Origin of the sequence: Nonomuraea sp. NPDC049028, assembly GCF_043197735.1 — a bacterium.
Taxonomy (GTDB): Bacteria; Actinomycetota; Actinomycetes; order Streptosporangiales; family Streptosporangiaceae; genus Nonomuraea.
Genome location: NZ_JBICTR010000003.1, coordinates 996,167 through 1,020,595, shown reverse-complemented (window position 1 = coordinate 1,020,595; position 24,429 = coordinate 996,167). Strand labels below are relative to the sequence as shown.

The 24,429-nt window shown below is 67.6% G+C and carries 23 protein-coding genes and 2 rRNA genes; 15 read left to right on the top strand and 10 right to left on the bottom strand.

Annotated features, from left to right (window positions below; translation table 11 throughout):
• The 4 genes from ACGFJ2_RS15730 to ACGFJ2_RS15715 all read left to right on the top strand — a co-directional run.
• Positions 1 to 2,467 (top strand): 23S ribosomal RNA (locus tag ACGFJ2_RS15730); the annotation flags it as partial.
• Between the two features lie 87 nt (positions 2,468 to 2,554).
• Positions 2,555 to 2,671, top strand: a 5S ribosomal RNA gene (rrf, locus tag ACGFJ2_RS15725).
• A 601-nt stretch (positions 2,672 to 3,272) separates the two neighbouring features.
• Positions 3,273 to 3,677 (top strand): Imm7 family immunity protein, encoded by a 405-nt coding sequence (locus ACGFJ2_RS15720; protein ID WP_393468543.1) that lies wholly within the window; start codon positions 3,273 to 3,275, stop codon positions 3,675 to 3,677.
• Positions 3,678 to 4,253: 576 nt separating this feature from the next.
• Entirely contained in the window at positions 4,254 to 5,207 is a 954-nt protein-coding gene (locus ACGFJ2_RS15715; protein WP_393468492.1) for a serine hydrolase, read from the top strand.
• Between the two features lie 229 nt (positions 5,208 to 5,436).
• On the opposite strand, the gene ACGFJ2_RS15710 is transcribed toward ACGFJ2_RS15715, so the two are convergent.
• Genes ACGFJ2_RS15710 through pstS form a run of 5 tightly spaced genes read right to left on the bottom strand, consistent with a single transcriptional unit; the run spans position 5,437 to position 9,921 of the window.
• Positions 5,437 to 6,132 carry a response regulator transcription factor gene (locus ACGFJ2_RS15710; protein WP_357949524.1) on the bottom strand — a complete coding sequence of 232 codons (696 nt, stop codon included), beginning with the start codon at positions 6,130 to 6,132 and terminating at the stop codon, positions 5,437 to 5,439.
• A gap of 26 nt (positions 6,133 to 6,158) precedes the next feature.
• Complete coding sequence (pstB, locus tag ACGFJ2_RS15705) at positions 6,159 to 6,935, bottom strand: phosphate ABC transporter ATP-binding protein PstB (protein WP_357949527.1); 777 nt, start codon at positions 6,933 to 6,935, stop codon at positions 6,159 to 6,161.
• Positions 6,936 to 6,949: 14 nt separating this feature from the next.
• Positions 6,950 to 7,825 carry a phosphate ABC transporter permease PstA gene (gene pstA, locus ACGFJ2_RS15700; protein ID WP_357949530.1) on the bottom strand — a complete coding sequence of 292 codons (876 nt, stop codon included), beginning with the start codon at positions 7,823 to 7,825 and terminating at the stop codon, positions 6,950 to 6,952.
• Positions 7,822 to 8,802 carry a phosphate ABC transporter permease subunit PstC gene (pstC, locus tag ACGFJ2_RS15695; protein ID WP_357949533.1) on the bottom strand — a complete coding sequence of 327 codons (981 nt, stop codon included), beginning with the start codon at positions 8,800 to 8,802 and terminating at the stop codon, positions 7,822 to 7,824. The genes pstA and pstC overlap by 4 nt, the downstream gene beginning before the upstream one ends.
• Before the next feature lie 6 nt (positions 8,803 to 8,808).
• Complete coding sequence (gene pstS / locus ACGFJ2_RS15690) at positions 8,809 to 9,921, bottom strand: phosphate ABC transporter substrate-binding protein PstS (protein WP_357949536.1); 1,113 nt, start codon at positions 9,919 to 9,921, stop codon at positions 8,809 to 8,811.
• Between the two features lie 172 nt (positions 9,922 to 10,093).
• Between pstS and ACGFJ2_RS15685 the strand changes: the two genes are divergently transcribed.
• Together ACGFJ2_RS15685 and ACGFJ2_RS15680 are read left to right on the top strand one after the other, a co-directional pair.
• Positions 10,094 to 10,516 carry a low molecular weight protein-tyrosine-phosphatase gene (locus ACGFJ2_RS15685; RefSeq protein WP_393468486.1) on the top strand — a complete coding sequence of 141 codons (423 nt, stop codon included), beginning with the start codon at positions 10,094 to 10,096 and terminating at the stop codon, positions 10,514 to 10,516.
• Complete coding sequence (locus ACGFJ2_RS15680; RefSeq protein ID WP_393468483.1) at positions 10,503 to 11,288, top strand: fructosamine kinase family protein; 786 nt, start codon at positions 10,503 to 10,505, stop codon at positions 11,286 to 11,288. Before ACGFJ2_RS15685 ends, ACGFJ2_RS15680 begins: the two co-directional genes overlap by 14 nt.
• Here the strand turns inward: ACGFJ2_RS15680 and hisN are convergent.
• The 3 genes from hisN to aroA form a co-directional block, all read right to left on the bottom strand.
• Positions 11,283 to 12,068: a histidinol-phosphatase gene (gene hisN / locus ACGFJ2_RS15675; protein WP_357949544.1), complete on the bottom strand. Its 786-nt coding sequence runs from the start codon at positions 12,066 to 12,068 to the stop codon at positions 11,283 to 11,285. The two genes, ACGFJ2_RS15680 and hisN, sit on opposite strands and share 6 nt — an antisense overlap.
• A gap of 117 nt (positions 12,069 to 12,185) precedes the next feature.
• Positions 12,186 to 13,226 carry a ribosome small subunit-dependent GTPase A gene (gene rsgA, locus ACGFJ2_RS15670; RefSeq protein ID WP_357950738.1) on the bottom strand — a complete coding sequence of 347 codons (1,041 nt, stop codon included), beginning with the start codon at positions 13,224 to 13,226 and terminating at the stop codon, positions 12,186 to 12,188.
• 220 nt (positions 13,227 to 13,446) lie between these two features.
• Positions 13,447 to 14,748: a 3-phosphoshikimate 1-carboxyvinyltransferase gene (aroA, locus tag ACGFJ2_RS15665; protein WP_393468480.1), complete on the bottom strand. Its 1,302-nt coding sequence runs from the start codon at positions 14,746 to 14,748 to the stop codon at positions 13,447 to 13,449.
• Between the two features lie 94 nt (positions 14,749 to 14,842).
• On the opposite strand from aroA, the gene ACGFJ2_RS15660 reads away from it, so the two are divergent.
• Together ACGFJ2_RS15660 and ACGFJ2_RS15655 are read left to right on the top strand one after the other, a co-directional pair.
• Positions 14,843 to 15,589 (top strand): SOS response-associated peptidase, encoded by a 747-nt coding sequence (locus ACGFJ2_RS15660; protein ID WP_357949549.1) that lies wholly within the window; start codon positions 14,843 to 14,845, stop codon positions 15,587 to 15,589.
• Positions 15,590 to 15,742: 153 nt separating this feature from the next.
• Positions 15,743 to 16,075: a TraR/DksA C4-type zinc finger protein gene (locus tag ACGFJ2_RS15655; RefSeq protein ID WP_357949551.1), complete on the top strand. Its 333-nt coding sequence runs from the start codon at positions 15,743 to 15,745 to the stop codon at positions 16,073 to 16,075.
• Between the two features lie 35 nt (positions 16,076 to 16,110).
• Here the strand turns inward: ACGFJ2_RS15655 and ACGFJ2_RS15650 are convergent, their stop codons facing one another.
• Entirely contained in the window at positions 16,111 to 16,941 is an 831-nt protein-coding gene (locus tag ACGFJ2_RS15650) for a methyltransferase domain-containing protein (protein ID WP_393468476.1), read from the bottom strand.
• Between the two features lie 234 nt (positions 16,942 to 17,175).
• On the opposite strand from ACGFJ2_RS15650, the gene ACGFJ2_RS15645 reads away from it, so the two are divergent.
• The 7 genes from ACGFJ2_RS15645 (at position 17,176) to ACGFJ2_RS15615 (ending at position 23,906) form a co-directional block, all read left to right on the top strand.
• Positions 17,176 to 17,781, top strand: a complete 606-nt coding sequence (locus tag ACGFJ2_RS15645) for a sigma-70 family RNA polymerase sigma factor (protein WP_214640210.1) — start codon at positions 17,176 to 17,178, stop codon at positions 17,779 to 17,781.
• Positions 17,778 to 18,044: a mycothiol system anti-sigma-R factor gene (gene rsrA / locus ACGFJ2_RS15640; RefSeq protein WP_225301833.1), complete on the top strand. Its 267-nt coding sequence runs from the start codon at positions 17,778 to 17,780 to the stop codon at positions 18,042 to 18,044. Before ACGFJ2_RS15645 ends, rsrA begins: the two co-directional genes overlap by 4 nt.
• Before the next feature lie 9 nt (positions 18,045 to 18,053).
• Positions 18,054 to 18,992 carry an NAD-dependent epimerase/dehydratase family protein gene (locus ACGFJ2_RS15635; protein ID WP_393468473.1) on the top strand — a complete coding sequence of 313 codons (939 nt, stop codon included), beginning with the start codon at positions 18,054 to 18,056 and terminating at the stop codon, positions 18,990 to 18,992.
• A gap of 243 nt (positions 18,993 to 19,235) precedes the next feature.
• Positions 19,236 to 20,591 (top strand): HD-GYP domain-containing protein, encoded by a 1,356-nt coding sequence (locus tag ACGFJ2_RS15630; RefSeq protein WP_357949560.1) that lies wholly within the window; start codon positions 19,236 to 19,238, stop codon positions 20,589 to 20,591.
• A complete protein-coding gene (locus ACGFJ2_RS15625; protein WP_225301836.1) occupies positions 20,588 to 21,850 on the top strand; it encodes an HD-GYP domain-containing protein in 1,263 nt (420 codons plus the stop codon). The genes ACGFJ2_RS15630 and ACGFJ2_RS15625 overlap by 4 nt, the downstream gene beginning before the upstream one ends.
• A 443-nt stretch (positions 21,851 to 22,293) precedes the next feature.
• Positions 22,294 to 23,652, top strand: coding sequence for a biotin carboxylase N-terminal domain-containing protein (locus tag ACGFJ2_RS15620; protein ID WP_358203778.1), 1,359 nt, complete (start codon positions 22,294 to 22,296; stop codon positions 23,650 to 23,652).
• Positions 23,653 to 23,693: 41 nt separating this feature from the next.
• Positions 23,694 to 23,906: a biotin/lipoyl-binding carrier protein gene (locus ACGFJ2_RS15615; RefSeq protein ID WP_357643180.1), complete on the top strand. Its 213-nt coding sequence runs from the start codon at positions 23,694 to 23,696 to the stop codon at positions 23,904 to 23,906.
• A gap of 74 nt (positions 23,907 to 23,980) precedes the next feature.
• On the opposite strand, the gene ACGFJ2_RS15610 is transcribed toward ACGFJ2_RS15615, so the two are convergent.
• Positions 23,981 to 24,361 carry a thioesterase family protein gene (locus ACGFJ2_RS15610; protein ID WP_393468468.1) on the bottom strand — a complete coding sequence of 127 codons (381 nt, stop codon included), beginning with the start codon at positions 24,359 to 24,361 and terminating at the stop codon, positions 23,981 to 23,983.
• Between the last annotated feature and the right edge of the window lie 68 nt (positions 24,362 to 24,429).

The following is a 24,429-nucleotide window of genomic DNA, read 5'->3' as shown; positions in this document are numbered from 1 at the left end:
TGTGATGTGACTGCGTGCCTTTTGAAGAATGAGCCTGCGAGTTATGGTGTGTGGCGAGGTTAACCCGTGTGGGGGAGCCGTAGCGAAAGCGAGTCTGAAGAGGGCGTTTGAGTCGCATGCTGTAGACCCGAAGCGGAGTGATCTACGCATGGGCAGGTTGAAGCTCAGGTAAGACTGGGTGGAGGACCGAACCCACCAGGGTTGAAAACCTGGGGGATGATCTGTGTGTAGGGGTGAAAGGCCAATCAAACTCCGTGATAGCTGGTTCTCCCCGAAATGCATTTAGGTGCAGCGTCGCGTGTTTCTTGCCGGAGGTAGAGCACTGGATGGCTGATGGGCCCGACAAGGTTACTGACGTCAGCCAAACTCCGAATGCCGGTAAGTGAGAGCGTGGCAGTGAGACTGCGGGCGATAAGGTTCGTAGTCGAGAGGGAAACAGCCCAGATCACCGACTAAGGCCCCTAAGCGTGTGCTAAGTGGGAAAGGATGTGGAGTCGCAGAGACAACCAGGAGGTTGGCTTAGAAGCAGCCACCCTTGAAAGAGTGCGTAATAGCTCACTGGTCAAGTGATTCCGCGCCGACAATGTAGCGGGGCTCAAGTACACCGCCGAAGTCGTGGCATTGATGCAGATTCGTCTGTGTTGATGGGTAGGGGAGCGTCGTGTATGCGGTGAAGCGGCAGAGTGATCTAGCCGTGGAGCGTACACGAGTGAGAATGCAGGCATGAGTAGCGAATCGAGGGTGAGAAACCCTCGCGCCGGATGACCAAGGGTTCCTGGGGCAGGCTAATCCGCCCAGGGTAAGTCGGGACCTAAGGCGAGGCCGACAGGCGTAGTCGATGGACAACGGGTTGATATTCCCGTACCCGCTTCAATGCGCCCATATCGAACCTCGTGATGCTAAGAGTCCTTAAGTCCTCTGATGTCCTTCGGGACTAGGGGTGAGGCTGAACGCTCGATCCGATCGGGTAGTAGGTAAGCGATGGGGTGACGCAGGAAGGTAGTCCAGCCCAGGCGATGGTTGTCCTGGGGTAAGCATGTAGGGAGTGAGGTAGGCAAATCCGCCTCGCATGAATCCTGAGATGTGATGCCGAGCCGATTGTGGTGAAGTGGATGATCCTATGCTGCCGAGAAAAGCCTCTAGTGAGTGTTGTGGCGGCCCGTACCCTAAACCGACTCAGGTGGTCAGGTAGAGAATACTAAGGCGATCGGGTGAACTGCGGTTAAGGAACTCGGCAAATTGCCCCCGTAACTTCGGGAGAAGGGGGACCTCTGCTGGTGATCAGGCTAGCTCTGTGAGCTGGTGGGGGTCGCAGTGGCCAGGGGGAAGCGACTGTTTACTAAAAACACAGGTCCGTGCGAAGTCGTAAGACGATGTATACGGACTGACGCCTGCCCGGTGCCGGAACGTTAAGGGGACTGCTTAGCCGATCTTCGGGTTGGCGAAGGTGAGAACTTAAGCGCCGGTAAACGGCGGTGGTAACTATAACCATCCTAAGGTAGCGAAATTCCTTGTCGGGTAAGTTCCGACCTGCACGAATGGCGTAACGACTTCCCCGCTGTCTCAACCGCAGACCCGGCGAAATTGCACTACGAGTAAAGATGCTCGTTACGCGCAGCAGGACGGAAAGACCCCGGGACCTTCACTACAGCTTGACATTGGCGTTTGGAGCGTCTTGTGTAGGATAGGTGGGAGACTGGGAAGCTCGGACGCTAGTTCGGGTGGAGTCATTGGTGAAATACCACTCTGGTCGTTTTGAACGTCTAACTCTGGTCCGTGATCCGGATCGGGGACAGTGTCTGGTGGGTAGTTTAACTGGGGCGGTTGCCTCCTAAAGGGTAACGGAGGCGCCCAAAGGTTCCCTCAGCCTGGTTGGCAATCAGGTGTTGAGTGTAAGTGCACAAGGGAGCTTGACTGTGAGACTGACGGGTCGAGCAGGAGCGAAAGCTGGGACTAGTGATCCGGCATCGGCGTGTGGAAGCGGTGTCGCTCAACGGCTAAAAGGTACCCCGGGGATAACAGGCTGATCTTCCCCAAGAGTCCATATCGACGGGATGGTTTGGCACCTCGATGTCGGCTCGTCGCATCCTGGGGCTGGAGTAGGTCCCAAGGGTTGGGCTGTTCGCCCATTAAAGCGGTACGCGAGCTGGGTTTAGAACGTCGCGAGACAGTTCGGTCCCTATCCGCTGCGCGCGCAGGAGACTTGAAAGGGGCTGTCCCTAGTACGAGAGGACCGGGACGGACGAACCTCTGGTGTGCCAGTTGTACCGCCAGGTGCACGGCTGGTTGGCTACGTTCGGAAGGGATAACCGCTGAAAGCATCTAAGCGGGAAGCTCGCCTTGAGATGAGGTCTCCCACCATGAGAGTGGGTAAGGCTCCCGGTAGACGACCGGGTTGATAGGCCGGAGGTGGAAGCACGGTAACGTGTGGAGCTGACCGGTACTAATAGGCCGAGGACTTGACCACAAAGCATACTTGCTCGCGTCCACTATGTGATTCTGAAACAACAAACACAGGCTGGTTGGTTGGTTGTGTTTGACAGTTTCATAGGGTTACGGCGGTTATGGCGGGAAGGAAACACCCGGTTACATTCCGAACCCGGAAGTTAAGCTTCCCAGCGCCGATGGTACTGCACTCGGGAGGGTGTGGGAGAGTAGGTCACCGCCGGACAATCTTTGATGACGGGGAAGGGCTCCACGCACACGCGTGGGGCCCTTTTCTGCGTTATGGGGCCTCGCGCGTTGCGGGGTCTTGCGCGTTGTGGGGTTTTGCGCGCTGTGCCTTGTGGGGCCCTTTTCTGCGTTGTTGGGTCTTGCGCCTTGCGCGTTGGGGTCCTTCTTTTGCGTTACGGGTCGGTACGGGTCGTTCCCGGGGGGTCGGGGGCGGAAGGGTTGTGCGGGAGGGTGGTGGCGCGCTGGGCTCGGTCAGGGCTTACGGGCGCCAGAGCGCTCGGCTCGTTTGCGGTGATGGGTCTCACGTCTTGGGCGTGGGGCCCTTTTTCGCGTTATGGGGCGTTGGGCCGTTCCCGGGCCTGGAGGGCTCGGCCCGCACGAGGCGGCCTGCCGGAGAGACGGCGAACGCGGGTAGGGACGGCTTGGCGCGTGGGAACCTTTCTTGCGTTATGGGTTAGGGGTCCGTTCCCGGGCCTCGTGCTGTTCTCGGCGCCCGGAGAGTTCGGACCGCACGAGGCGGCCTGCTGGAGGGATGGCGAAGGTCGGAGGGGACTGCGAGGGTGATGAGGCACGGCGACGTCGGGAGGAGGATGGCGGTGATGGAGTACCACGGGTGGGTGACCATCCGTCAGACGGCCCGCGCTGACGACGACGGCTCCGACGGCCTCCTGAAGCGGCAGGTGGAGGATATCCGTGCCTATCTGGCGCAGCTCCCCGACTACGGTTTGATCGACCTGCGCTGGCTGAACGGCATTCCCTCCTTGCACGTAGCCGGCCAGCCCAACCGCGACGGCGGCTGGAGCGGCATCATCATCGAGCTGTTCCAGCGGGTCGGCCAGATCGCGCCCGGCTCCTACGGGCTGCTCCACCTCTGGGACGACGAAGGCGCTCACTCGAAGGAGTTCCGCGTCTACCGGCTTGTACGTGGCCGGCTGAGCGAGCACGCCGACACCCTGCTCTCTCCCACGATCCCGACCCTTGAAGACCCCGAGCCTCACTCCTGACCCGAGGTCCACTCCTGACCCGAGCTGGAGTCCTGACCCGAACAGGACTCCCGACCCGAGCTGGAGTCCCGACCCGAGCTGGAGTCCCGACCCGAACCGGACTCCTGGTCTGGCTCCTGACCTGAGCCATCCGTCCGTCAGTAGGAACTCGAGATAATACGACTTGGCCGGCTAGCGAGATTGTGGTGTTCGCGCGAGCAAGCCCCTGGTGTCCGTGCGAGCGCAGGAACGTTGGCGTCCGTGCGCCCGTTCGAACTGACCGAGCTCGTTGGTGAGCACCTCCTGCGGGAACAGCCGCGCTGGCAGCTCGTGCTCGCCCTGGCCAGGCCGGGCTGCCAGGTAGCTGCCCACTGAGCGGGGCCGCCTCACTCAGCGGGCAGCCTCACAGAACGAGACCGACCCACTGAGCGAGTCGGTCCCGCAGGGCGAGGCCGACCCACTGAGCGAGTCGGTCCCGCAGGGCGAGGCCGACCCGCAGGGGTTGCCGAATGGGACATCTGTGGCGTCGACTTGATCGTCAAACTGGGCACCACTGGCCACTAGCGTCACATCAGCACCATTCGTGATAATTCACGAATGGTCGGGGGCAGGGGCGTCGGGGGATTCTTCCGCGTGGCCCTAACGGGGTTTCTCCTGCTGCTCTTGGGCGTCTGGCCGGCGCCACCCCAGCGAGAGTCGGTCCAGCGTCCCGCCGCCTTCCACCAGCAGGCCCCGGTCCTGGTCCAGCGGCAGGCGCTGGTCGAGGTCCCTGCGCCGGTGAAGCATCGTAAGAAGCTCAAGCCGGATCCGCCGATCGCGGCCAAGAAGATCACCAAGCGGCTCGATCGTTACCTGGCCGGGCGTCCGGGGCCTGTCACAGCCATGGTCGAAGATCTCACTACCGGGCGCCTCTATCGTTATCACCGCAACGAACACCTCATCACCGCGAGCACCGCCAAAGTGCAGATCCTCATGACGCTCCTCCTCAAGACCCCCTGGCACAAGCTCTCGAAGGCCACCAGGCACGACGCCGACGTAATGATCCGCTACAGCGACAACCACGCCGCCGACCGTCTCTGGCTGCGCATCGGTGGGGCCGCCGGGTTTACGAAGGCGGGCAAGAAGTTCGGGCTCCGCCACACTCAGGGAGTTCCGGGTGACTGCGTCGACCTGTATTGCTGGGGCATCACCAGCACCTCGGCCGAAGACCAGGTGCGGCTGATGAAGGCCCTCGTGTCGGCCAAGAGCCCGCTCCGGGCCAAGGATCGTGCGCAGGTGCTCAGGCTGATGGGCAAGGTGATCGACGGCCAGAACTGGGGCGTGAGCGCTGCCAAGTGCAAGGGCGACCATGTCGCGCTGAAGAACGGTTGGCTGAAGCGCGTGTCCACCAAGCGCTGGGCCATCGTCAGCGTCGGCCTCATCCACGGCCACGGCCATGACTATGCGCTGGCCGTACTGACCGAGAACAACGCCGACACCGGCCAGGGCATCGCGACCGTTCAGGGCGTGGCCGAGCGGATCATGAAATCTTTCCGATCGTGCCACGCCTGACCGCACGGGGCCACGGCAGGGCCGATCGTGCCACGCCTGACCGCATGGGGGGCACACGGGGCCGGATGGGGCGTCCCACCGGCTGAACGGGGTTAAGCAGGGTTAAGCGGGGCGGAACGTAGTCGCACAGAGCTGAACAGCTGCATAGGGCCACACAGGGCCAAGCAGGGTCTCGCCGGGGCCGTGCAGGGCCGCACAGGGCCATGCCGGTCGTACGAGCCGAGCAGGGTCACACAGAGTCGGAGGGGGCGGGGGCGATCAGGCGGTAGCCCACGCCGCGGACCGTCTGGATCAGTGCGTCCTCGTCGTCGCCCAGCCGGGCCCGCAGCCGCTTGACGTGCACCGCGATGGTGTTCGTCGAGGTGCTGGACACCGTGTGCCACACATGCCGCATGATCTGCTCGCGCGTGACCGTGCGGTTCGCGTTGCGCATCAGATACTGCAGCAGCTCGAACTCGCGCAGCGGCAGGTGCACGACCCGTCCGTCCACCCGTACCTGGTAGGCCTGCGCGTCGAGTTCGACGCCGCCCACGACCAGCACCTCGCGGCCCTCCGGGGAGGCCGCGTGGATGAACGGCAATAATTCCGGCACCCGGTACGGCCTGGCCACGCAGGCGACGGCACCGGCGGCGAGCGCCTGTACGGCCTGCTCGGCGTGCCCCTCGCCGACGCCGAGCAGAACGGGCACGGACCTTGAGAGCCGTACCGCCCGTACGAAGTCGACGGCGCCGATGACCGGCAGCGTGGCCGACACGAGTACCACGTCAGGCTGCAGCGCCCCGGCCTGGATCAGGCCCTGGGCGCCGTCGGGGACGCCGGTGACCGAGACGCCCTCGCGTTCGAGGGCGGTGGCCACGTCCTCCACGACCCCGTTGTCCGGGTCCGCGATGAGCAGGATGGGCTTCGTCCTCGTGTCCCCGTTCACACTGGATGCCGCCTGCTGGTGGATCATCAGCCGAAGCGCCCGGTGATGTAGTCCTCGGTCGCCTTCTCTGTGGGATTGGTGAACATGCGGGAGGTCTCGTCCATCTCGACGACCTTGCCGGGCTTGCCCTGCTCGGCGAGGTTGAAGAAGGCGGTCCGGTCGCTGACCCGGGCGGCCTGCTGCATGTTGTGGGTGACGATCACGATCGTGTAGTCGTCCTTGAGCTTGGCCATCAGGTCCTCGATGGCCAGTGTGGAGATCGGGTCGAGCGCGGAGCAGGGCTCGTCCATCAGTAGCACCTGCGGCTGGACCGCGATGGCCCGGGCGATGCAGAGTCGCTGCTGCTGGCCGCCCGACAGGCCCGCGCCGGGCTTGTTGAGGCGGTCCTTGACCTCGTTCCAGAGGTTGGCGCCCTTCAGTGACGTCTCGACGACGCCGTCCATCTCCGACTTGGCGACGCGGCCGTTGAGCCGGAGCCCGGCGGCCACGTTCTCGTAGATCGACATTGTGGGGAACGGGTTGGGACGCTGGAAGACCATGCCGATCATCCGGCGCACCGAGACCGGCTCGACGCTGGAGGCGTACAGGTCCTCGCCGTCGAGCAGTACCTTGCCCTCCACGCGTGCGCCGGGGATGACCTCGTGCATGCGGTTGAGCGTGCGCAGGAACGTCGACTTGCCGCACCCGGACGGGCCGATGAACGCGGTGATCGAGCGCGGCTCGATGGTCATCGAGACGTCCTCGATGGCCTTGTGGCTCCCGTAGTAGGCGTCGAGGCCTGAGACCTGGATCTGCTTGGACATAGTGGCTTTACCCCTTATCGGCCTCTGGCGGGTGCGCGCCACCGGGCGATCAGGCGCGCGACCAGGTTGAGCAGCATGACGATCAGGATGAGCGTGAGGGCTCCGGTCCAGGCCCGATCCACGGCGGTGTCGTTGGGACGTCCCGCCTGGTCGAAGACGAACAGGGGGAGCCCCATCTGCGGCCCGCTGAACGGGTCGTTGTTGATGGAGTCGGTGAAGAACACGGTCAGCAGCAGCGGCGCGGTCTCGCCGGCGACTCTGGCCACGGCCAGCATGACGCCGGTGATGATGCCGGTCAGCGCGGTCGGCAGGACGACCTTCATGATCGTGCGCCACTTGGCCACACCCAGCGCGTACGAGGCTTCGCGCAGGTCGTTCGGGACCAGGCGGAGCATCTCCTCGGCCGATCTGACCACGGTCGGCATCATCAGGATCGACAGCGCCAGCGCACCGGCGAACCCGGAGAACGGCTGGCCCAGGAACAGGACCCAGAACGCCAGGATGAACAGGCCGGCGACGACAGAAGGGACGCCGGTCATGACGTCCACGAAGAAGCTGATGTACCGGCTCAACCGGCCGCCGTTGCCGTACTCGACCAGATAGATCGCGGTCAGCAGCCCGATGGGGACGGAGATGATCGAGGCGAGCAGGACCTGTTCCAGCGTGCCGATGATCGCGTGGTAGGCACCGCCACCCGCGTCGCGGGCGCCGATGTTGCGCATCGAGTGCGTGAGGAAGTCCAGGTCGAAGCGCCCGAGACCGTTCTTGATCACCAGCCAGAGCACGGACACGAGCGGCACCACGGCCAGGGCGAACGCCAGGTAGACCAGCCCCTGGACGACGCGGTCCTTGATGCGGCGGCTGGTCGAGATGTGCTGGATCGCGGTCATGCGGCGGCCCTCGCGTACTCCTTGCGGCGGTTGATGATCATGCGGGCCGCTATGTTGACGAGCAGGGTGATGACGAACAGCACCAGGCCGGAGGCGATCAGCGCGCCCCTGCCGATCGGGGTGGCCTCACCGAAGCCGTTGGCGATGTTCGCCGCGATGCTGTTGGCGTGCGGGGTGAGGATCTCGAAGGTGATGTCGAAGGTGGCGGGGAAGATCAGCGCTACCGCGATGGTCTCGCCCATCGCCCGGCCGAGGCCGAGCATCGCGGCGCTGATGACGCCGGGACGGCCGAACGGCAGCACGGCCATCCGGATCATCTCCCAGCGGGTGGCGCCGAGCGCGAGCGCCGCCTCCTCGTTCATCTTGGGAGCCTGGAGGAAGACCTCGCGGGAGATGGCCGCGATGATCGGCAGGATCATGATCGCCAGGACGATGGATCCCGCGATCATGGTCTTGCCGCCGATGGCGCCCTCGCCGGCGAAGAGCGGGAACCAGCCCAGGTTCTCGTTCAGCCATTGCGACGGCGTCTTGAGCAGCGGCACCAGGAAGACCACGCCCCACAGGCCGTACACCACACTGGGGACGGCGGCGAGCAGGTCGATCAGGTAGCCGAGCGGCCCGGCCAGGCGGCGGGGCGCGTAGTGGGAGATGAACAGCGCCACGCCGACCGCGATGGGAGTCGCGATGACGAGCGCGAGGGCCGAGCTGAGCACGGTGCCGAACGCCAGGGCGGCGATGCCGAAGACCTGGCTGCCGTTCGGGTCCCAGACCAGCTCGGAGAAGAAGTGACCCTTGTTCGCCTGCAGGGCGGGGATCGCCTCGCTGATGAGGAAGACGGCGATCGCCGCCATGATCCCCAGCAGGATGACGCCCGCGCCGGTGGCGGCGTAACGGAAGGGCCCTTCACCATGGCTGCGCCGCGAGGCGGGCCGGCTCGTGGCCGGTCCGCCATCACGGGTACGAACGTTGGACGTCATCGGCTGCTAGGAGATCGCCTCGACAGCGGTGCGGACCTTGGTCAGCAAATCGCCCGAGAGGGGGGCGTAACCGAGGTCCTTCAGCGCGGCCTGGCCCTCGTCGCTGGCGGTGTAGGTGAGGAAGGACTTGACCAGCTTCGCCTGGTCGGCGGGCAGGCCCTTCTCGCAGGTGATCTCGTACGTCACCAGGACGATCGGGTACGCGCCCGCGGTCTTGGTGGCGTAGTCGATGCCGAGCTTCAGGTCGTTGCCCGTGCCCTTGATCTCCGCGGTCTCGATCGTCTTGGCGGCGCTGTCGGAGTTCAGTTCGACGAACTCGCCCGCGCCGTTGGCGACCTTGGCCTTCTGGAGCTGGGAGTTCTCGGCGAACGACAGCTCGACATAGCTGATCGAGCCCTCGGCGCCCTTCACCGAGGAGGCGATGCCGTCGGAGCCCTTGGCGCCCTGGCCCTTGGCCTCGGCGGGCCACGCCTTGGCGGGCTCGTACGGCCACTCGGCCGTGGCCTTGAGGAACTTGGTGAAGTTGTCGCTGGTGCCGGACTCGTCAGCCCGGTGGAAGGCCTGGATCGGCGTCGAAGGCAGCTTGGCCTGCGGGTTGTCGGCCTTGATGGCCGCGTCGTCCCACTTGGTGATCTTGCTGCTGAAGATGCCGCCGAGAGTCTTGGGGGACAGCTGCAGCCCGTCGACACCCGGGAGGTTGTAGACGACCGCGATCGGGCCGGTCACCATCGGGATGTTGATGGCCTTGCCGGTCTTGCACCGGGCGTCGGCCTGGGCGGGCTCGCCCTTGTCGTCCTTGAGGGCCGAGTCGGAACCCGCGAAGGCGACCGTACCCTGGATGAAGGCCTGGACACCCGCGCCCGAACCGCTGGGCTGGTAGTTCAGGCTGGCCCCGGGGTTCTTGCTCTGGAAGTCCTTCTTCCACTGGTCGATCGCGTTGGCCTGGGCCGAGGATCCGGCGGCGTTGATCGTGCCGCTCAGACCGTTGTCGTTACCCGCGGCGGTGGTGGCACCGGCGGACGCGGTGGCGTCGGCGCCGCTGTTGTTGTCTGTGCCGCACGCAGCGAGCGAGAGCGCGCCGACGACGGCGACGGCGGCGAGCCGGCCTGCATACTTCACGGTTGGGTTTCCTCCCACTCGGTCCTTAGTCGCTACGAAGTTATGCAGCCAAAGTGACTCAATCCCCCTACCAAGGGTGAACGGACGGTGAACGGCCCTGGTCACCCTCATGATGGGAGGTATGACCTATCGCGTATGCCTGGTGTGCATGGGAAACATCTGCCGTTCACCTATGGCGGAGACCGTGCTCAGGCGGACTCTGGCCGACCACGGACTCGATGAACAGGTGGTCGTCGACAGCGCCGGCACCGGTGGCTGGCACGCGGGCGATCCCATGGACGCGCGGGCTCTGCGGACACTGGCCGACCACGGCTATGACGGCTCCGCGCACCGGGCCAGGCAGTTCACCTCGGGGTGGTTCGACCGCTACGACCTGGTGCTGGCCATGGACCGGGACAACCTGTCGTTCCTGCGGCGGATGGCCCCCGAGGGTGTGGAGGTGCGGCTGTTCCGCTCGTTCGACCCCGACGCGCCGGACGGCGCCGAGGTGCCCGATCCCTACTACGGTGAGGCCGACGGTTTCGTGGAGGTGCTGCGGCTGGTCGAGGCCGCTTCTAGTGGCCTCGCGAAGCACATCGCCGATGAGATCGACTGAGGACCTCGGGGCCTCTCACGGGTGGCGGCTGCAGCGGGGCGTGCTCGACGACGGGCGCGTGGTGTTCGCCAAGACCGGAGCCGTTTCTCCGGTGTTCACTTCCGAGGCGGAAGGGCTGCGGTGGCTGGGTGAGGTCATCGCCGTGCCGGAGGTGGTCGAGGTCTCCCGGGATCGGCTCGTCCTGTCATGGGTGGACACCTCCGCGCCGACGGCGGCGGCCGCCGAGCGGTTCGGGCGCGATCTCGCGCGGCTGCACCGCGCCGGCGCGCCCGCCTTCGGCGCGCCCTGGCCGGGCTTCATCGCCGACCTGCCGATGGACAACTCGCCCGCCGACGACTGGCCCACCTTCTACGCCACCCGCCGGGTGCTGCCCTTCGTACGCCAGGCGCGGCTGCCCGCGCGGGACGTGGCGCTCATCGAACGGGCCGTGTCACGGTTCAGCGAGGTGGCGGGGCCACCGGAGCCGCCGGCGCGCATCCACGGCGATCTGTGGAGCGGGAACGTGCTCTGGTCGGACGGACGCGGGGTGCTCATCGACCCGGCGGCGCACGGCGGGCATCGGGAGACGGACCTGGCGATGCTGGCGTTGTTCGGGGCGCCCTATCTGGATCGGATCCTGGGGGCCTACCAGGAGGAGGCGCCGCTCGCGGACGGGTGGCGGGAGCGGGTGCCGCTGCATCAGCTGCATCCGCTGCTCGTCCACGTGGTGCTCTTTGGTGGGACTTATCGCGACAGCTTGCTGGCTGCCGTGGCGCGGGTGCTGGCGCTATGAGGCGTTCAGGCGTCTGAGGACCTCGTCGTGCAGGAGGCCGTTGGTGCAGACCAGGCTGCCGCCCTCCAGACCGGGGACGCCCGCGAGGTCCGTCCACCTGCCCCCGGCCTCCTCGACGATCACGGTGAGGGCCGCCATGTCCCACGGCGACAACTCCGGCTCGGCGGACACCTCCACCGAGCCCTCCGCGACCATCATGTGCGACCAGAAATCTCCATAGGCCCTAGTGCGCCAGCAGGCCCGCCCGAGGTCGAGGAAGTTGTCGAGGCGGCCCATCTTCTCCCAGCCGCTGAAGCTGGAGTAGGAGAAGGACGCGTTCTCCAGATCGGAGACCGACGAGACGCGCATCCGGGTCGCCTTGGTCAGGCTCTTGCCGGTCCAGGCGCCGCCCTCGGTGGCCGCCCACCATCGCTTGCCCAGGGCGGGGGCGGACACCAGACCCACCTTGACCTGGCCGTACTCCATCAGCGAGATCAGCGTCGCCCACACGGGCACGCCGCGCACGTAGTTCTTGGTGCCGTCGATCGGGTCGATGATCCAGGACCTGGCACCCCAGCCCGTCTTGCCGAACTCCTCGCCCACGACCGCGTCACGCGGCCGGGCCCGCCGGAGGGTGCCGCGAATGGCCTCCTCGACAGCGCGATCGGCATCGCTGACCGGCGTGAGGTCCGGCTTGGTGTCGACCTTGAGGTCGACCGCCTTGAACCTTCGCATGGTCAGGTCATCGGCGTGGTCCGCCATGACATGCGCCAGACGTAGATCATCGTTATAACCCGTCACGATGAGCCACGCTACCGTGACTTACCTCCCGAACATCAGTCGAGCGGCGCTGCATTTCTGGTAAGTCCCGTCCGCCGACGGATGGGTGATTCTTCGGATAGGTCCCGGATTGGTATCTCAGGTGCCGTCGTCCGGGGTGCCTTCGCGGCTGGACAGGAGGCGGCGGAGGGACTCCAGGCGGGCCGGCTCGGCGTGCCCGGCCGCCACCCAGGGGCCCAGCGCGCAGTCGGCGTCCAGGTGGGTGCAGCCCTTGGGGCAGTTGACCGAGCCTTCGATGAGGTCCGGGAAGGAGGCGAGGACGGTCTCGACCGACACGTGGGCCAGGCCGAAGCTGCGTACGCCGGGCGTGTCGATGATCCAGCCGCCCTCCGGGAGTTCGAGGGCCACGGCCGAGGTCGAGGTGTGGCGGCCCCGGCCGGTGACGGCGTTGACCTGGGAGACCGCCCGGTTGGCGGCCGGGACCAGGGCGTTGACCAGGGTCGACTTGCCCACGCCCGAGTGGCCGACCATCACGCTGAGGCGGCCGGTCAGGTGGTCGCGGAGCTGGTCGAGCGAGCCGCCCTTGTGGACGACGACGTGCGACACCCCGAGCGGCTCGTACATCGCCACCAGCTCGTCGGGCGGCGCCAGGTCCGACTTGGTGAGGCAGAGGAGTGTTTCGATCTCGGCGTCGAAGGCGGCCACCAGGATCCGGTCGATCATGCGCGGCCGGGGCGGCGGGTCGGCGAGCGCGGTCACGATGACCAGCTGGTCGGCGTTGGCCACCACGGGGCGTTCGATGCCGTCGGTGTCCTCGACGTCGTCGGCCGAACGGCGCAGCATCGATGTGCGCGGCTCGACGCGTACGACCCTGGCCAGGGCGTCGGGGCGGCCCGAGACGTCGCCCACGAGGGCCACCCGGTCGCCGACGACGATGCCCTTGCGGCCGAGCTCGCGCGCCTTCATGGCGGTGACCAGGCGACGCTCCGGCTGCTTGCGCTTCTGGGCCGATCCCTTGGCGCGTTCGGGTTCGACCAGTGTGGTGTAGCGGCCCCGGTCGACGGCGACCACGAACCCCTCCACGGCGTCCTCATGCGCAGGCCGGATCCGGGTCCGCGGCCGTGAGCCCTTGCCCGGCCTGACCCGTACGTCGTCCTCGTCGTACTCCCGCTTTCTCAGCGGTCTACCCCCATGTCACCGTGCGCCGCCCGTCCATCGCGGCGGTCCTGTCCACATGTTGCCCCACCGGGCGGGGTGCCCAGCGAATCGTGCGCGCGCGCCGCTCCACCGCATCGGTTGTGCCCGCGTGTCCATCCCACCATGCCGACCGGCCTGGCCGCCCGCCCGAGCATCCGCGTCGGGCGGGTGCCCGTGGGTGGCGGACCGGCAGGTCGGGTGGTCATCGCTCGCTCAGCATGGTCGTCCACATCTGGACGAACTCCGGGAGCGTCTTGGCCGTCGTCGCGATGTTCTCCACCTCGATGTCCGGGACCGCCAGCCCGATGACCGCACCGGCCGTGGCCATGCGGTGGTCGTCGTAGCTGTGGAAGACGCCGCCGTGCAGCGGGCGGGGCCGGATGAGCAGGCCGTCGTCGGTCTCCTCCGCGTCGCCGCCCAGCCGGGTGATCTCGGTGACCAGGGCGGCCAGGCGATCGGTCTCGTGGCCGCGCAGATGCGCCACGCCCCGGATCTGGGACGGCGAACTCGCCAGTGTGGCCAGCGCGGCGATCGTCGGCGTCAGCTCGCCCACCTCGCGCAGGTCGGCGTCGATGCCCTCGATCCGCCCGGTGCCGGTCACGGTCAGGGAGCCGGCCTCGCCTGCCGCCTCGTGTGCCGCCGGGGACAGCCGGACCGTGGCGCCCATCGAGGTGAGCAGGTAGCGCAGGGCGTCGCCCGGCTGCGTGGTCGTGTGGGGCCAGCCGGGGATGGTGACCGTGCCGCCCGTGACCAGAGCCGCGCCGAGGAAGGGCGCCGCGTTGGACAGGTCGGGCTCGACGGCCAGGTCCCTGGCCGCGATCGGTCCCGGCTCGACCCGCCAGATGTCGCGTTCGCTGTCGTCGACCGTCACCCCGGCCGCCCTGAGCATCTGGATCGTCATCTCGATGTGCGGCTGCGACGGCACGGGCGGGCCGACATGGCGGATCGTGACGCCCTTCTCGAAGCGCGCCGCCGTGAGCAGCAGCCCCGAGACGAACTGCGACGAACCCGACGCGTCGAGCGTGACCTCGCCGCCCGCCAGCGGGCCGTGGATGGTGAAGGGCAGGGCGTCGTTGTCGACGCGGGCGCCGAGCGCGCGCAGGGCGTCGAGGATGGGACCCATGGGGCGCTTGCGGGCGTGCGGGTCGCCGTCGAAGGCGACCGGGCCGTCGGCCAGGGCGGCCATCGGCGGTACGAAGCGCATGACGGTGCCCGCCAGGCCCGCGTCGATGCTCGCGCCGCCACGGATCGGGCCGGGGGTCACCTGCCAGTCGACGGCGGCCGTGGTCTCGTGCACCGGTGTCAGGGTGGCGCCCAGGGCACGCAGCGCCGCCACCATGAGGTCGGCGTCGCGGCTGCGCAGTGCCTGGCGCACCATGCCGGGGCCGTCGGCCAGCGCGGCGAGGAGCAGCGCGCGGTTGGTCACGGACTTGGAGCCGGGCAGGTGGATCGACGCGATCACGGGAGCGGTCGCGGTGGGTGCGGGCCAGTGCGGTGCGGGCATGGTCAAAGAATACTGGCGCTTGTGAAGTTCACGGCTGCCGATGACCCGGACGGCCGCGCATGCGGTCGCGGGTTGTACATGGCAGTGTGGGGACATGTGCGGGAGATACGCGTCGGCGCGCAAGAAGCACGAGCTGCTGGAGGAGTTCCAGGTCGAGCTCGACGGTGACCCCGACAAGGAGCTCGGGCCCGACTACAACGTCGCGCCCACCAAGAACGTCTACGCCGTCCTCAGCCGGGTCCCGAAGGACGCCGAGCGGGCCGTGCGGCAGCTGCGGATCGTCAAGTGGGGGCTGGTGCCGGCCTGGGCGAAGGACCCGTCGGTGGGCTCACGGATGATCAACGCGCGGATCGAGACGGTGGCCGAGAAGCCGTCCTACCGCCAGGCGTTCGCCAAGCGCAGGTGCCTGCTGCCGGCCGACGGCTACTTCGAGTGGATGCCGGTCGAGGGCGACAAGAAGAAGAAACAGCCGTACTTCATCCACCCGGAGGACGGCGGGGTGCTGGCGATGGCGGGCCTGTACGAGTTCTGGAAGGACAAGTCGCGCGACGATGACGATCCGCTGAAGTGGCTGGTGACCTGCACGGTCATCACCACCGACGCCGAGGACGACCTGGGCCGCATCCACGACAGGATGCCGATGATGATCGAGCAGGAGCGCTGGGCGGAGTGGCTCGACCCCAAGCTCACCGACCCCGAGCAGGCTTCGGGTCTACTGGTGCCGGCCGACACCGGGCGGCTGACGGCGGTGGCCGTTTCCACCGATGTCAACAATGTTCGCAACAACGGCCCGGACCTCATCAAACCCCTGCCCCCGGAGGAGGAAACCGCTCTCCGCTAGAGGTGTAAGAGCCACGCTTAGTGGGCATTCGGTGGGGAAAGCGATGCATCCGTTCACCCGGAGTCACCGCCACACATGCCCCCCAACGCGCCGGGTAGGACTTCCGGGGAGTCCCGCTGCGGCTTGCCCCCCTTTACCCGGAGGTGCGGATCCGTGGACGACGCGACCGCTCGTAAGCAGCTGGAGAAGATGCTCACCGACCTGGACCGATCGATCGGGGTGCTGCAGGGCGACCCCGTCGCGATCCGCGAGCACTCCGCGGCCGACGCGGGGTCCGACCTGACCGACGCCGACCGCGCCCAGGCCATGCTCACCGTGGCCACCGCGCAGCGCAGGGCCGTGATCGAGGCGCTCAAGCGCGTGGACGAAGGCACGTACGGCAGGTGCGTCGACTGCGGCAAGCCGGTCCCGGAGGGCCGGTTGGAGGCCCGTCCGGAGGCGGCGCGGTGCGTGGAGTGCCAGGGCAGGCAGGAACGCCGCCGCTAGCGGTACTTTCGTTGGCGGTACCGCCAACAAGCAGACTAGGTCTTGCGGGCGCTGGCCACGAGGTGGATGCCGACCGTGTCGTCGTCGTCCGGGTGCGCGTCGAGCTCGGTGCGCACCAGCCAGGCCAGCGACCTGGCGTCGGAGCCCAGCACGTGGTCGACGGTGGAGGGCGACAGCACGGTGCGCGGGCGTACCCACTCCACCTCCAGACCGGCGCCGGTCAGCAGTTCGCGTAGCTGCGCGCTGCTGAAGCAGCGGGTGATGCTGCCGTCGGGCCACGGCACCAGCATGACCTCGCCCGTCTGCCGCAGGTGCTGCCACTGCTCCTGCTCGGCGAGGATCGCCATGCCCAGCACCAGGGAGTCGACGCAGATCAGCGCCCGGCCGCCGGGCCGCAGCACCCGGAACACGTCGCTCATCGCCGACTCGGCCATGAGCTCGATCGACATGGCACGTTCTTCGGCGACGACCGCGTCCACGCTCTCGTCGGGGAGGAAGGCCAGGTCGTCGGCGCGTACGTGACGGACGCGCCCGGCGTCGCGCAGCCGCGCCTGCGGGTCGGGCATCAAGGGGGAGCTCGGCGACTGGGAGTTGAGCGACTGAGAACTCAACGACTGAGAGGTCAACGACGCAGAGGTCAACGACAACGAGGTGGAGCGGCGGAAGTCGAGCAGCTCGATCACCCGGTGCCCGGCTCGGGCGGCCTGCCCGGACCAGCGTCCCCGGCCCCCTGACAGATCGAGTACGACAGAGGGTTGGTCGGGGAGCCACCGGGTCAGCTGCTCGGCGACAACGGCGCGGTAGAAGGTCCAGTACGGCCCGAGCGTCCCTGAGCCGTTCAGTTCCTCGGCCGGAATGGGCAGCACACGCGACTCCTGGGTTCCGGGAAAATGGCTACCAGCCGGTACGTATGGTTTTCCCCGCACCGGGTCGTTCGTCACCTTCTATCTTGCGGGAACAGACGAGGGCGCGGGCGTGTTGCGACGTGCATGCTCACATTGCTCGAACCCCTCCCCAGTGACGGACCGGTCCGTGACGAGCGGGTATTCTCCCCTGAGTACGGTGTACCGCAACAGCCGGCCACCGGTGATCTTAGGGGGGTGGGTCCGGTGCCCGCGACAGGCGCGGAGACTCTGGAACAGCGAAGTGAGCGGTTCGAGCGCGAAGCCATGCCTTACCTCGAGCAGCTCTACTCCGCGGCGCTCCGGATGACCCGGAACCCAGCGGACGCGGAGGACCTGCTTCAGGAGACCTTCGCCAAGGCGTTCGCCTCGTTCCACCAGTTCCAGGAAGGTACGAACCTCAAGGCGTGGCTCTACCGGATCCTGACCAACACTTTCATCAACAGCTATCGCAAGAAGCAGCGCGAGCCCAAGCAGTCGGGCACCGAGGAGATCGAGGACTGGCAGCTCGCCCGCGCTGAGTCGCACACGTCGAGCGGCCTGAAGTCGGCTGAGGTCGAGGCGCTCGAGCATCTCCCCGACGGTGATATCAAGCAGGCCCTGGCGGTCCTGCCCGAGGAGTTCCGGATCGCGGTCTATTTGGCCGACGTCGAGGGCTTCCCGTACAAAGAGATCGCCGACATCATGGGGACCCCGATCGGCACCGTGATGTCCAGGCTGCACCGCGGTCGCAGGCAGCTCCGCGGACTTCTCGAGGACTACGCCCGCGAGCGCGGCCTGGTCCCGGCGGAGGGATCGAAATGAGCTGTGGCAACCCGCATGACACCGACTGTCGGGAAGTACTCGACAAGGTCTACTCCTATCTCGACGGCGAGCTGACCGAGGGCGACGTGGTCGACATCCGCGTGCACCTCGAAGAGTGCAGCCCGTGCCTGAAGGAATATGACCTCGACAAGGCGATCAAGGCGCTCGTGGCCAAACACTGCGGCTGCGACCCGGTCCCCGGCGACCTGCGCTCCAAAGTGCTGGCCCGCATCGCGCAGGTGAGGTCGGAGCTGTCCGACTAGGATTCCCCCATGCGCGTGCTTGTCACCGGGGGTGCCGGGTTCATCGGTTCGAATCTCGTCGACCGCCTGCTGGCGGATGGGCACGACGTGGCGGTCGTCGACGACTTCTCGTCCGGCTGCCGGGACAACCTGGCCGACGCGGCCACGCATGACCACTTCCGCCTGCACGAGGTCGATGTCCGCGATCCGGCTTTGATCGAGCTGGCCGCCGAGCTGCGGCCCGAGGTCATCTGCCATCTCGCCGCGCAGATCAGCGTGCGTAAGAGCGTCACCGACCCGGTCCACGACGCCAGTGTGAACGTCCAGGGCACCGCGTCGGTCCTGACCGCCGCGCAGGAGGCCAGCACCCGCAAGGTGGTCTTCGCCTCCTCCGTCGCGGTCTACGGCCGGCCCGCCACGATCCCGGTGCCCGGTGACGCCGCCACCGACCCGCGCTCGCCGTACGCCGCCTCCAAGCTGAGCGGCGAGACCTACCTCGCCACCTTCAAGGCGCTCTACGGCATCGAATACACCACGCTCGTGCTGTCCAACGTCTACGGCCCGCGCCAGTCGCCAGAAGGCGAGGCCGGAGTGGTGGCCATCTTCACCGACGGCCTGCTCGGCGGCACGCCCACGGTGCTCTACGGCGACGGCACGCAGACCCGCGACTACATCTACGTCGAGGACGTGGTCGACGGCTTCGTCCGTGCTTGTGGGGCCGAGGGCAACGGGCGCAGGTTCAACCTCGGCACGGGCATCCAGACCACCGACCGCAGGCTGCACGCGCTGATCGCCGACGCGGCCGACGCGCAGGACAAGCCAGGGTTCGCGCCGCCGCGCGTGGGCGACCTGCCGGCCATGGCGGTCGACCCGGTGCCCGCCTATGAGGGGCTCGGCTGGCAGCCGCGCACCGACCTGGCGACCGGGCTGAAGAACACGGTCGCGTGGGCCGCCCGTCGCCCAAGGTAGTGGATTGATTACGCTTTGCTTGCGATTCTCGACTCTGGCCCTGCACAGACCGGGCCTTCTGTAGCGTGACCCACAGGAGTCGGCGTAACGAGTCGACGTGGAGGCGAGCACATGCTGAAGGCTATGATCGCCCGGCTGATCGCGGCCGCGGTGCTGATCACCCCTGTGATGACACTGCTGATGAGCGCGGGCGGGGCCCTGCCTCACGGGGTGTCCTGGACCTGAGCACCCTTGGGGGCCGCAATGCGTGATCTGCCGTGGCCTGCGAAGGTCTATCTCATCGCCGTCATCGGCGCGGCGACCATCCTCCTCGGGCATAGCGTGATCACCTCCGGGCGCCTGGTGGCACCCGGTGATCTGGGCATCCTGCTGGTGCTCGCGCTGCTGTTCCTGGTCTGCGAGTCGATGCCGACGTTGCTGAACGTGGAGCAGTTCGCGGTGTCCGTGAGCTTCTCCGCGGCGCTGGCGGCCGTCGTCCTGATCGGTCCAGAAGGGGCCGCTCTGGTGGGGTTCACGGCGGTCTTCAGCGTGCGTCCGGGGCTGCCGTTGATCAAGAGGTTGTTCAACGGGGCGCAGTTCGCGATCTGCGGCTACGCGGCCGGCTGGATCTACCAGGGGCTGGGCGGGGTCTCCGGCGTGCCGGGGGTCAACGCCTTCGACGGGCTCATCGGCCCCTACGCCGCGGCCACGGGCGTGTTCGTGCCGCTCAACATCGTGCTCACGCTTACCATGATCCGGCTGGCCACCCGGGTGCGGGCCATGGAGGTGCCGCTGCGGGGCATGGTCCAGTTCTTGCTGTCCTATCTGGGTTACGGCACGTTCGGGCTGCTGGTGGCCGGGCTCTGGGCGACCGTGCAGTCGATCTCGGCGGTGCTGGTGCTGCTGCCGCTGTTCGTCGCCCGCTGGGCGTTCGGTCAATATCACGCGCAGCAACGCTCGTACGATGCCACGATCGCCGCCCTGTGCCAGGCGGTCGAGACGAAGGACTACTACACCAGAGGCCACTGCACCCGCGTCTCGCTGGCCTCCTCGATGATCGCCCAGGAGATCGGCATGGGCCTGGAGCGGCTGCGCGCCATCCGCTACGCGGGCATGCTGCACGACGTGGGCAAGCTCGGCGTGCCGACCAAGGTGCTGCAGAAGGAGGGGCCGCTGACCGAGGAGGAGTTCGCCGCGATCCAGCTCCACCCGATGCGTGGGCTGGAGATCGTCCGGGGGATCGACTTCCTCGACGAGGCGTACGCGGGGATCATGCACCACCACGAACGCCACGACGGCAAGGGCTACCCGATGGGGCTCGCGGCCGACGAGATACCGGAGTTCGCCCGGATCATCGCGGTGGCCGACGCGTTCGACTCGATGACGTCCGACCGCTCCTACCGCCACGCCCGCTCGGTCGAGGTGGCCGTCGAAGAGCTGCGCAAGAACGCGGGCCGCCAGTTCGACCCGGTCATGGTGGCGGCCTTCGCCAGAGCGCTCGAACGCGAGCCGTGGCAGCCGCCCCGCCGCGTCGAGTCGCCGCCGCCCGAGGCGACCGAGACCCCGATCAAGGACCATGACGACCCGACCAGGCCGATCGAAGTGGTGAGCGGGCCTTGACACGTGCCTTCCAAAGCCTGGACTCCGGGCAGCTGCTGCTCATCTGCGGGGCGGGGCTGGTCGCGGTGGCCGGCGTCGCGCACACCTCCGCCGTGGGGCTCGACCGGCCCGAGATCGCGATCGGCTTCGGCGCGCTGATCGCGGTCGGCGAGCTGGCCAGGCTCACCATGCCGGGCAACCGGGAGGTCGCGCCCATCGGCGCCGCCGCCGCGCTCGGCTACACGCTGCTGCTCGACCTCAGCGACAACCCGCTGCGCCACACGGCGCTCCAAGTGGTGGCCGTGATCGCGGTCGGCATGATCGCGGGCGCGCTGCCGCACCTGGCGGTCGGCCGCCCGCCGCGCCTCGACGCCATGGCGCGCCGCCTGCTGACCGGCGCGCTGCTCGCCTTCGCCTTCCGGCCGCTGGCCGACCCGCTCTTCCAGCTCACCCGGCAGGACCCCCCGACGTGGTGGCCCGCGCTCGGCGTCATGGTCACGCTCATCACGCTCACCCTGCTGATCGACGTGCTGATCGCGGCCCTGCTCAGGGCCGAGCAGGTACGCACCGCCTTCAAGGTGGCCGTACGCGACGAGCTCAACATGGCCTTCCCCCTCGGCGCCGCCGTGGCCGCGTCCGGCGTGCTGCTCGCGCTGGCCACCCACAGCATGGACCTGGTGGCGCTGCTGGTCTTCGCCGCTCCGCTGCTGGTCACTCAGGTGGCCTTCCGCAAGTACGCCGGGATCCGCGCCACCTACCTGCAGACCGTACGGGCCCTGTCGCGGGTCACGGAGGTCGGCGGCTACGTCGAGCCCGGCCACTCGCGTCGGGTGAGCCGTCTGGCCGTGGCGGTCGGCCGCGAGCTGGGCATGGCGGAGCCGGAGCTGCTGGAGCTCGAGTACGCCGCCCTCATGCACGACATCGGCCAGCTGTCCCTGAGCGACCCCATCCCGGGCGGCGCGACCGTGCTCGCCGATCCCGCGCAGGCGCGCCGCATCGCGGAGCTGGGGGCCGAGGTGATCAAGCAGACGGGCGTGCTCGACCGGGTGGCCGAGCTGGTACGCCGCCAATGCGACCAGATCGCCGAGGACCCGCCGCTGTCCAGCCGGATCATCAAGGCGGCCAACGCCTACGATGACCTGGTCGGGGGGTCGGCTGATCGGGACCGGGCGGGGGCGGCGCTTGAGCGGCTGCGGCTGGCGGTGGGGACCGCGTATGATCCGGCGGCGATCGAGGCGATGACGAGGGTGGTGGACCGGCTGGCGGTCCACAAGCTGTAACGCCGCTGTGGGCGGTGAGCGCCGTAATTCCCGGGTGGTGCGTCACGCGCTGATCTGGATCCCTGTGACGGTCTGTGGTGGTTGAGGTCCTTGTGGGAGAAACCCCTTCGGGGGAGCGAGAGGTGGCTGTCCGTTGTGGTTGGGGTTCCTGTGAGGGATGCCCGCTTCGGGGAGCGGAAGAAGACGGTCCGTCGGCCTGGAACTCGGTCGCGCCACTGGCTCGCCCGTCCGCGCCACCGGCCAAGGATGCGCACGTAACGGCGCCCAGCCCTGTGCGGGGTCAGCGGGCGTTTTCCTGGAGGCCCTTAGCCATGTGCGGTGGGTGGCGGTGGGGGTGGCTTGCCGTCAAACATGGCGTTTGTGGGTTTTCTACAGAAGACGTCCCGGCGATCGGTGGTTTAGCGGGAAAGGGACCTCCCGCCCAACGGCCGTAGATTGGGCGGGTGCTTACTGAGACGCTTGGGGCTGTTCTGGTCGCCAATCGAGGGGAGATCGCCCGGCGGGTCATCCGCACTGTCAAGCGGCTTGGGCTGCGGGCCATCGCCGTCTACTCCGAGGCCGACGCGGATCTGCCGTTCGTGCGCGAGGCGGACGAGGCCGTGCTGATCGGGCCGGCCAACCCTCAGTTGAGCTATCTCGATGCCGGGAAGGTACTGGAGGCGGCTCGGGCCACCGAGGCGCGGGCGATTCATCCGGGCTACGGGTTTCTCGCGGAGAACGCGGCGTTCGCCAGGGCGGTGATCGATGCCGGGATGGTGTGGATCGGCCCGGCTCCCGAGTCCATCGACCAGATGGGCGACAAGATCAATGCCCGCAACCTGATGGAGGACGCGGGTGTGCCCGTGGCGGCCGGCACCCGGGAGCCCGTCAGTGATCTGGAGCAGGCGCTGCGGGCGGCGGGCCGGATCGGCTATCCGGTCATGGTCAAGACCGCGGGCGGGGGTGGCGGCATCGGGATGAGCGTCGCCCACGACGACGAAGGACTGGCCAAGGCGTTCGAGCAGGCCGCACGGGCGGCGGCGAGGTTCGCCGCCGGTGACGTCCTCGACGGGCCCGCCATCCTGCTGGAGCGCTACATCGAGCGGGCTCGCCACGTCGAGGTGCAGATCCTCGGCCTGCCCGACGGCACGGTCGTGGCCCTGGGCGAGCGCGACTGTTCCGTGCAGCGTCGCCACCAGAAGGTCGTCGAGGAGTCGCCGTCGCCCGGTATCACGCCCGAGCTGCGTGAGCGCATGCTCGCCGCCGCCGTGCGGGCCGGCGAGGCCGTCGGCTATCTGGGCGCGGGCACCGTGGAGTGCCTGGTCGACGCCGACGCGCAGGACTTCGTCTTCCTGGAGATGAACACCAGGCTCCAGGTGGAGCACCCCGTCACCGAGCTGGTCACCGGGCTGGACCTGGTCGAGCTGCAGCTGCGGGTGGCCGCGGGCGAGAGTCCCGAGGTGAAGGTGGAGACCGGTGGCCACGCCATCGAGTTCCGTGTGTACGCCGAGGATCCCAAGAGGTTCTTCCCGGGGCCGGGCATGATCTCCGCCTGGCGAGAGCCGGTCGGAGAGGGCGTCCGGGTGGACTCTGGCTACGAGGAGGGCAATACGGTCACGCCGTTCTACGATCCCCTCATGGCCAAGCTCTGCGTCTTCGGTGCGACCCGGGCCGAGGCGCTGCGGGCCGGTCGCGAGGCCGTCGCGGGGTTCGTCGTCGAAGGACCCAAGAACAACCTGCCGTTCTGTACGGAACTGCTGGACAACGCCGAGTTCGTCAGCGGCGACTATGACACCGGCTTGATCGGGCGAATGCGCGCCTAGCGCACATGACATTGTTAGCTCATTGGAAGAGGGGAGTCGCGGTGGCTGAGGTACGCGCGGAGATGGTGGCGAATGTCTGGAAGGTCGTCGTCCAGGAGGGCGACACCGTCTCCGAGGGCGACACACTGGTCATCCTCGAGTCGATGAAGATGGAGATCCCCGTCCTGGCCGAGGACGAGGGCGTCGTCGCGCAGCTCAAGGTCAGCGAGGGCGACGTGATCCAGGAGGGCGACCTGATCGCCGTCATCGAATAGCCGCCGGTCCCAAGAGCTCAGCGGGCGGCGCGGTCGAGAAACTTAGTGCGATCGATCACTATTAGCGATCACTATTAGCGGGCGGCGCGGTTGAGGAACTTGGCGCGATCGACCACCACGCGCTCGATCGTGCCCCGGCCGACGACGTTCTGCTTGTCGCGGGCCTCGAAGCCGAAGACCAGCCGCCTGCCGTCGACCTCGGTGAGCTCGGTGGTGATCTGTACGTGCGTGCCCAGCGGGCTCGGCGCCAGATGCACCAGCTCGACCCGGGTGCCGACGGTCGTCTCACCGGGAGCGAGATGCGCGTGCACTGCCTCGACCGTCGCCCTCTCGGCCAGCGCGAGCAGCCGCGGAGTGGCGAGCACCGGGACGTCGCCGCTGCCGATTTTCTCAGCGGTGTCGGACCTCTCGACCATGATGAGCAACTGGGAGCGGAGACCCGGAGCGAGCGTCATACCGCCAGCGTACTGCGATCATCACCGCGGCCCGCTGTCAAGGGCCCTGATCTCCCGGAAACGCGGAC

Bases quoted from the DNA above. Each gene is read 5' to 3' on its own strand.
- ACGFJ2_RS15635 (WP_393468473.1), top strand. From the start codon at position 18,054: ATGCGCGTGCTTGTCACCGGGGGTGCCGGGTTCATCGGTTCGAATCTC.
- pstC (WP_357949533.1), bottom strand. From the start codon at position 8,802: ATGACGTCCAACGTTCGTACCCGTGATGGCGGACCGGCCACGAGCCGG.
- ACGFJ2_RS15720 (WP_393468543.1), top strand. From the start codon at position 3,273: ATGGAGTACCACGGGTGGGTGACCATCCGTCAGACGGCCCGCGCTGAC.
- ACGFJ2_RS15660 (WP_357949549.1), top strand. From the start codon at position 14,843: ATGTGCGGGAGATACGCGTCGGCGCGCAAGAAGCACGAGCTGCTGGAG.
- ACGFJ2_RS15685 (WP_393468486.1), top strand. From the start codon at position 10,094: ATGGCGGAGACCGTGCTCAGGCGGACTCTGGCCGACCACGGACTCGAT.
- ACGFJ2_RS15680 (WP_393468483.1), top strand. From the start codon at position 10,503: ATGAGATCGACTGAGGACCTCGGGGCCTCTCACGGGTGGCGGCTGCAG.
- ACGFJ2_RS15630 (WP_357949560.1), top strand. From the start codon at position 19,236: ATGCGTGATCTGCCGTGGCCTGCGAAGGTCTATCTCATCGCCGTCATC.
- aroA (WP_393468480.1), bottom strand. From the start codon at position 14,748: ATGCCCGCACCGCACTGGCCCGCACCCACCGCGACCGCTCCCGTGATC.
- pstB (WP_357949527.1), bottom strand. From the start codon at position 6,935: ATGTCCAAGCAGATCCAGGTCTCAGGCCTCGACGCCTACTACGGGAGC.
- rsrA (WP_225301833.1), top strand. From the start codon at position 17,778: ATGAGCTGTGGCAACCCGCATGACACCGACTGTCGGGAAGTACTCGAC.
- ACGFJ2_RS15610 (WP_393468468.1), bottom strand. From the start codon at position 24,361: ATGACGCTCGCTCCGGGTCTCCGCTCCCAGTTGCTCATCATGGTCGAG.
- ACGFJ2_RS15715 (WP_393468492.1), top strand. From the start codon at position 4,254: ATGGTCGGGGGCAGGGGCGTCGGGGGATTCTTCCGCGTGGCCCTAACG.
- pstA (WP_357949530.1), bottom strand. From the start codon at position 7,825: ATGACCGCGATCCAGCACATCTCGACCAGCCGCCGCATCAAGGACCGC.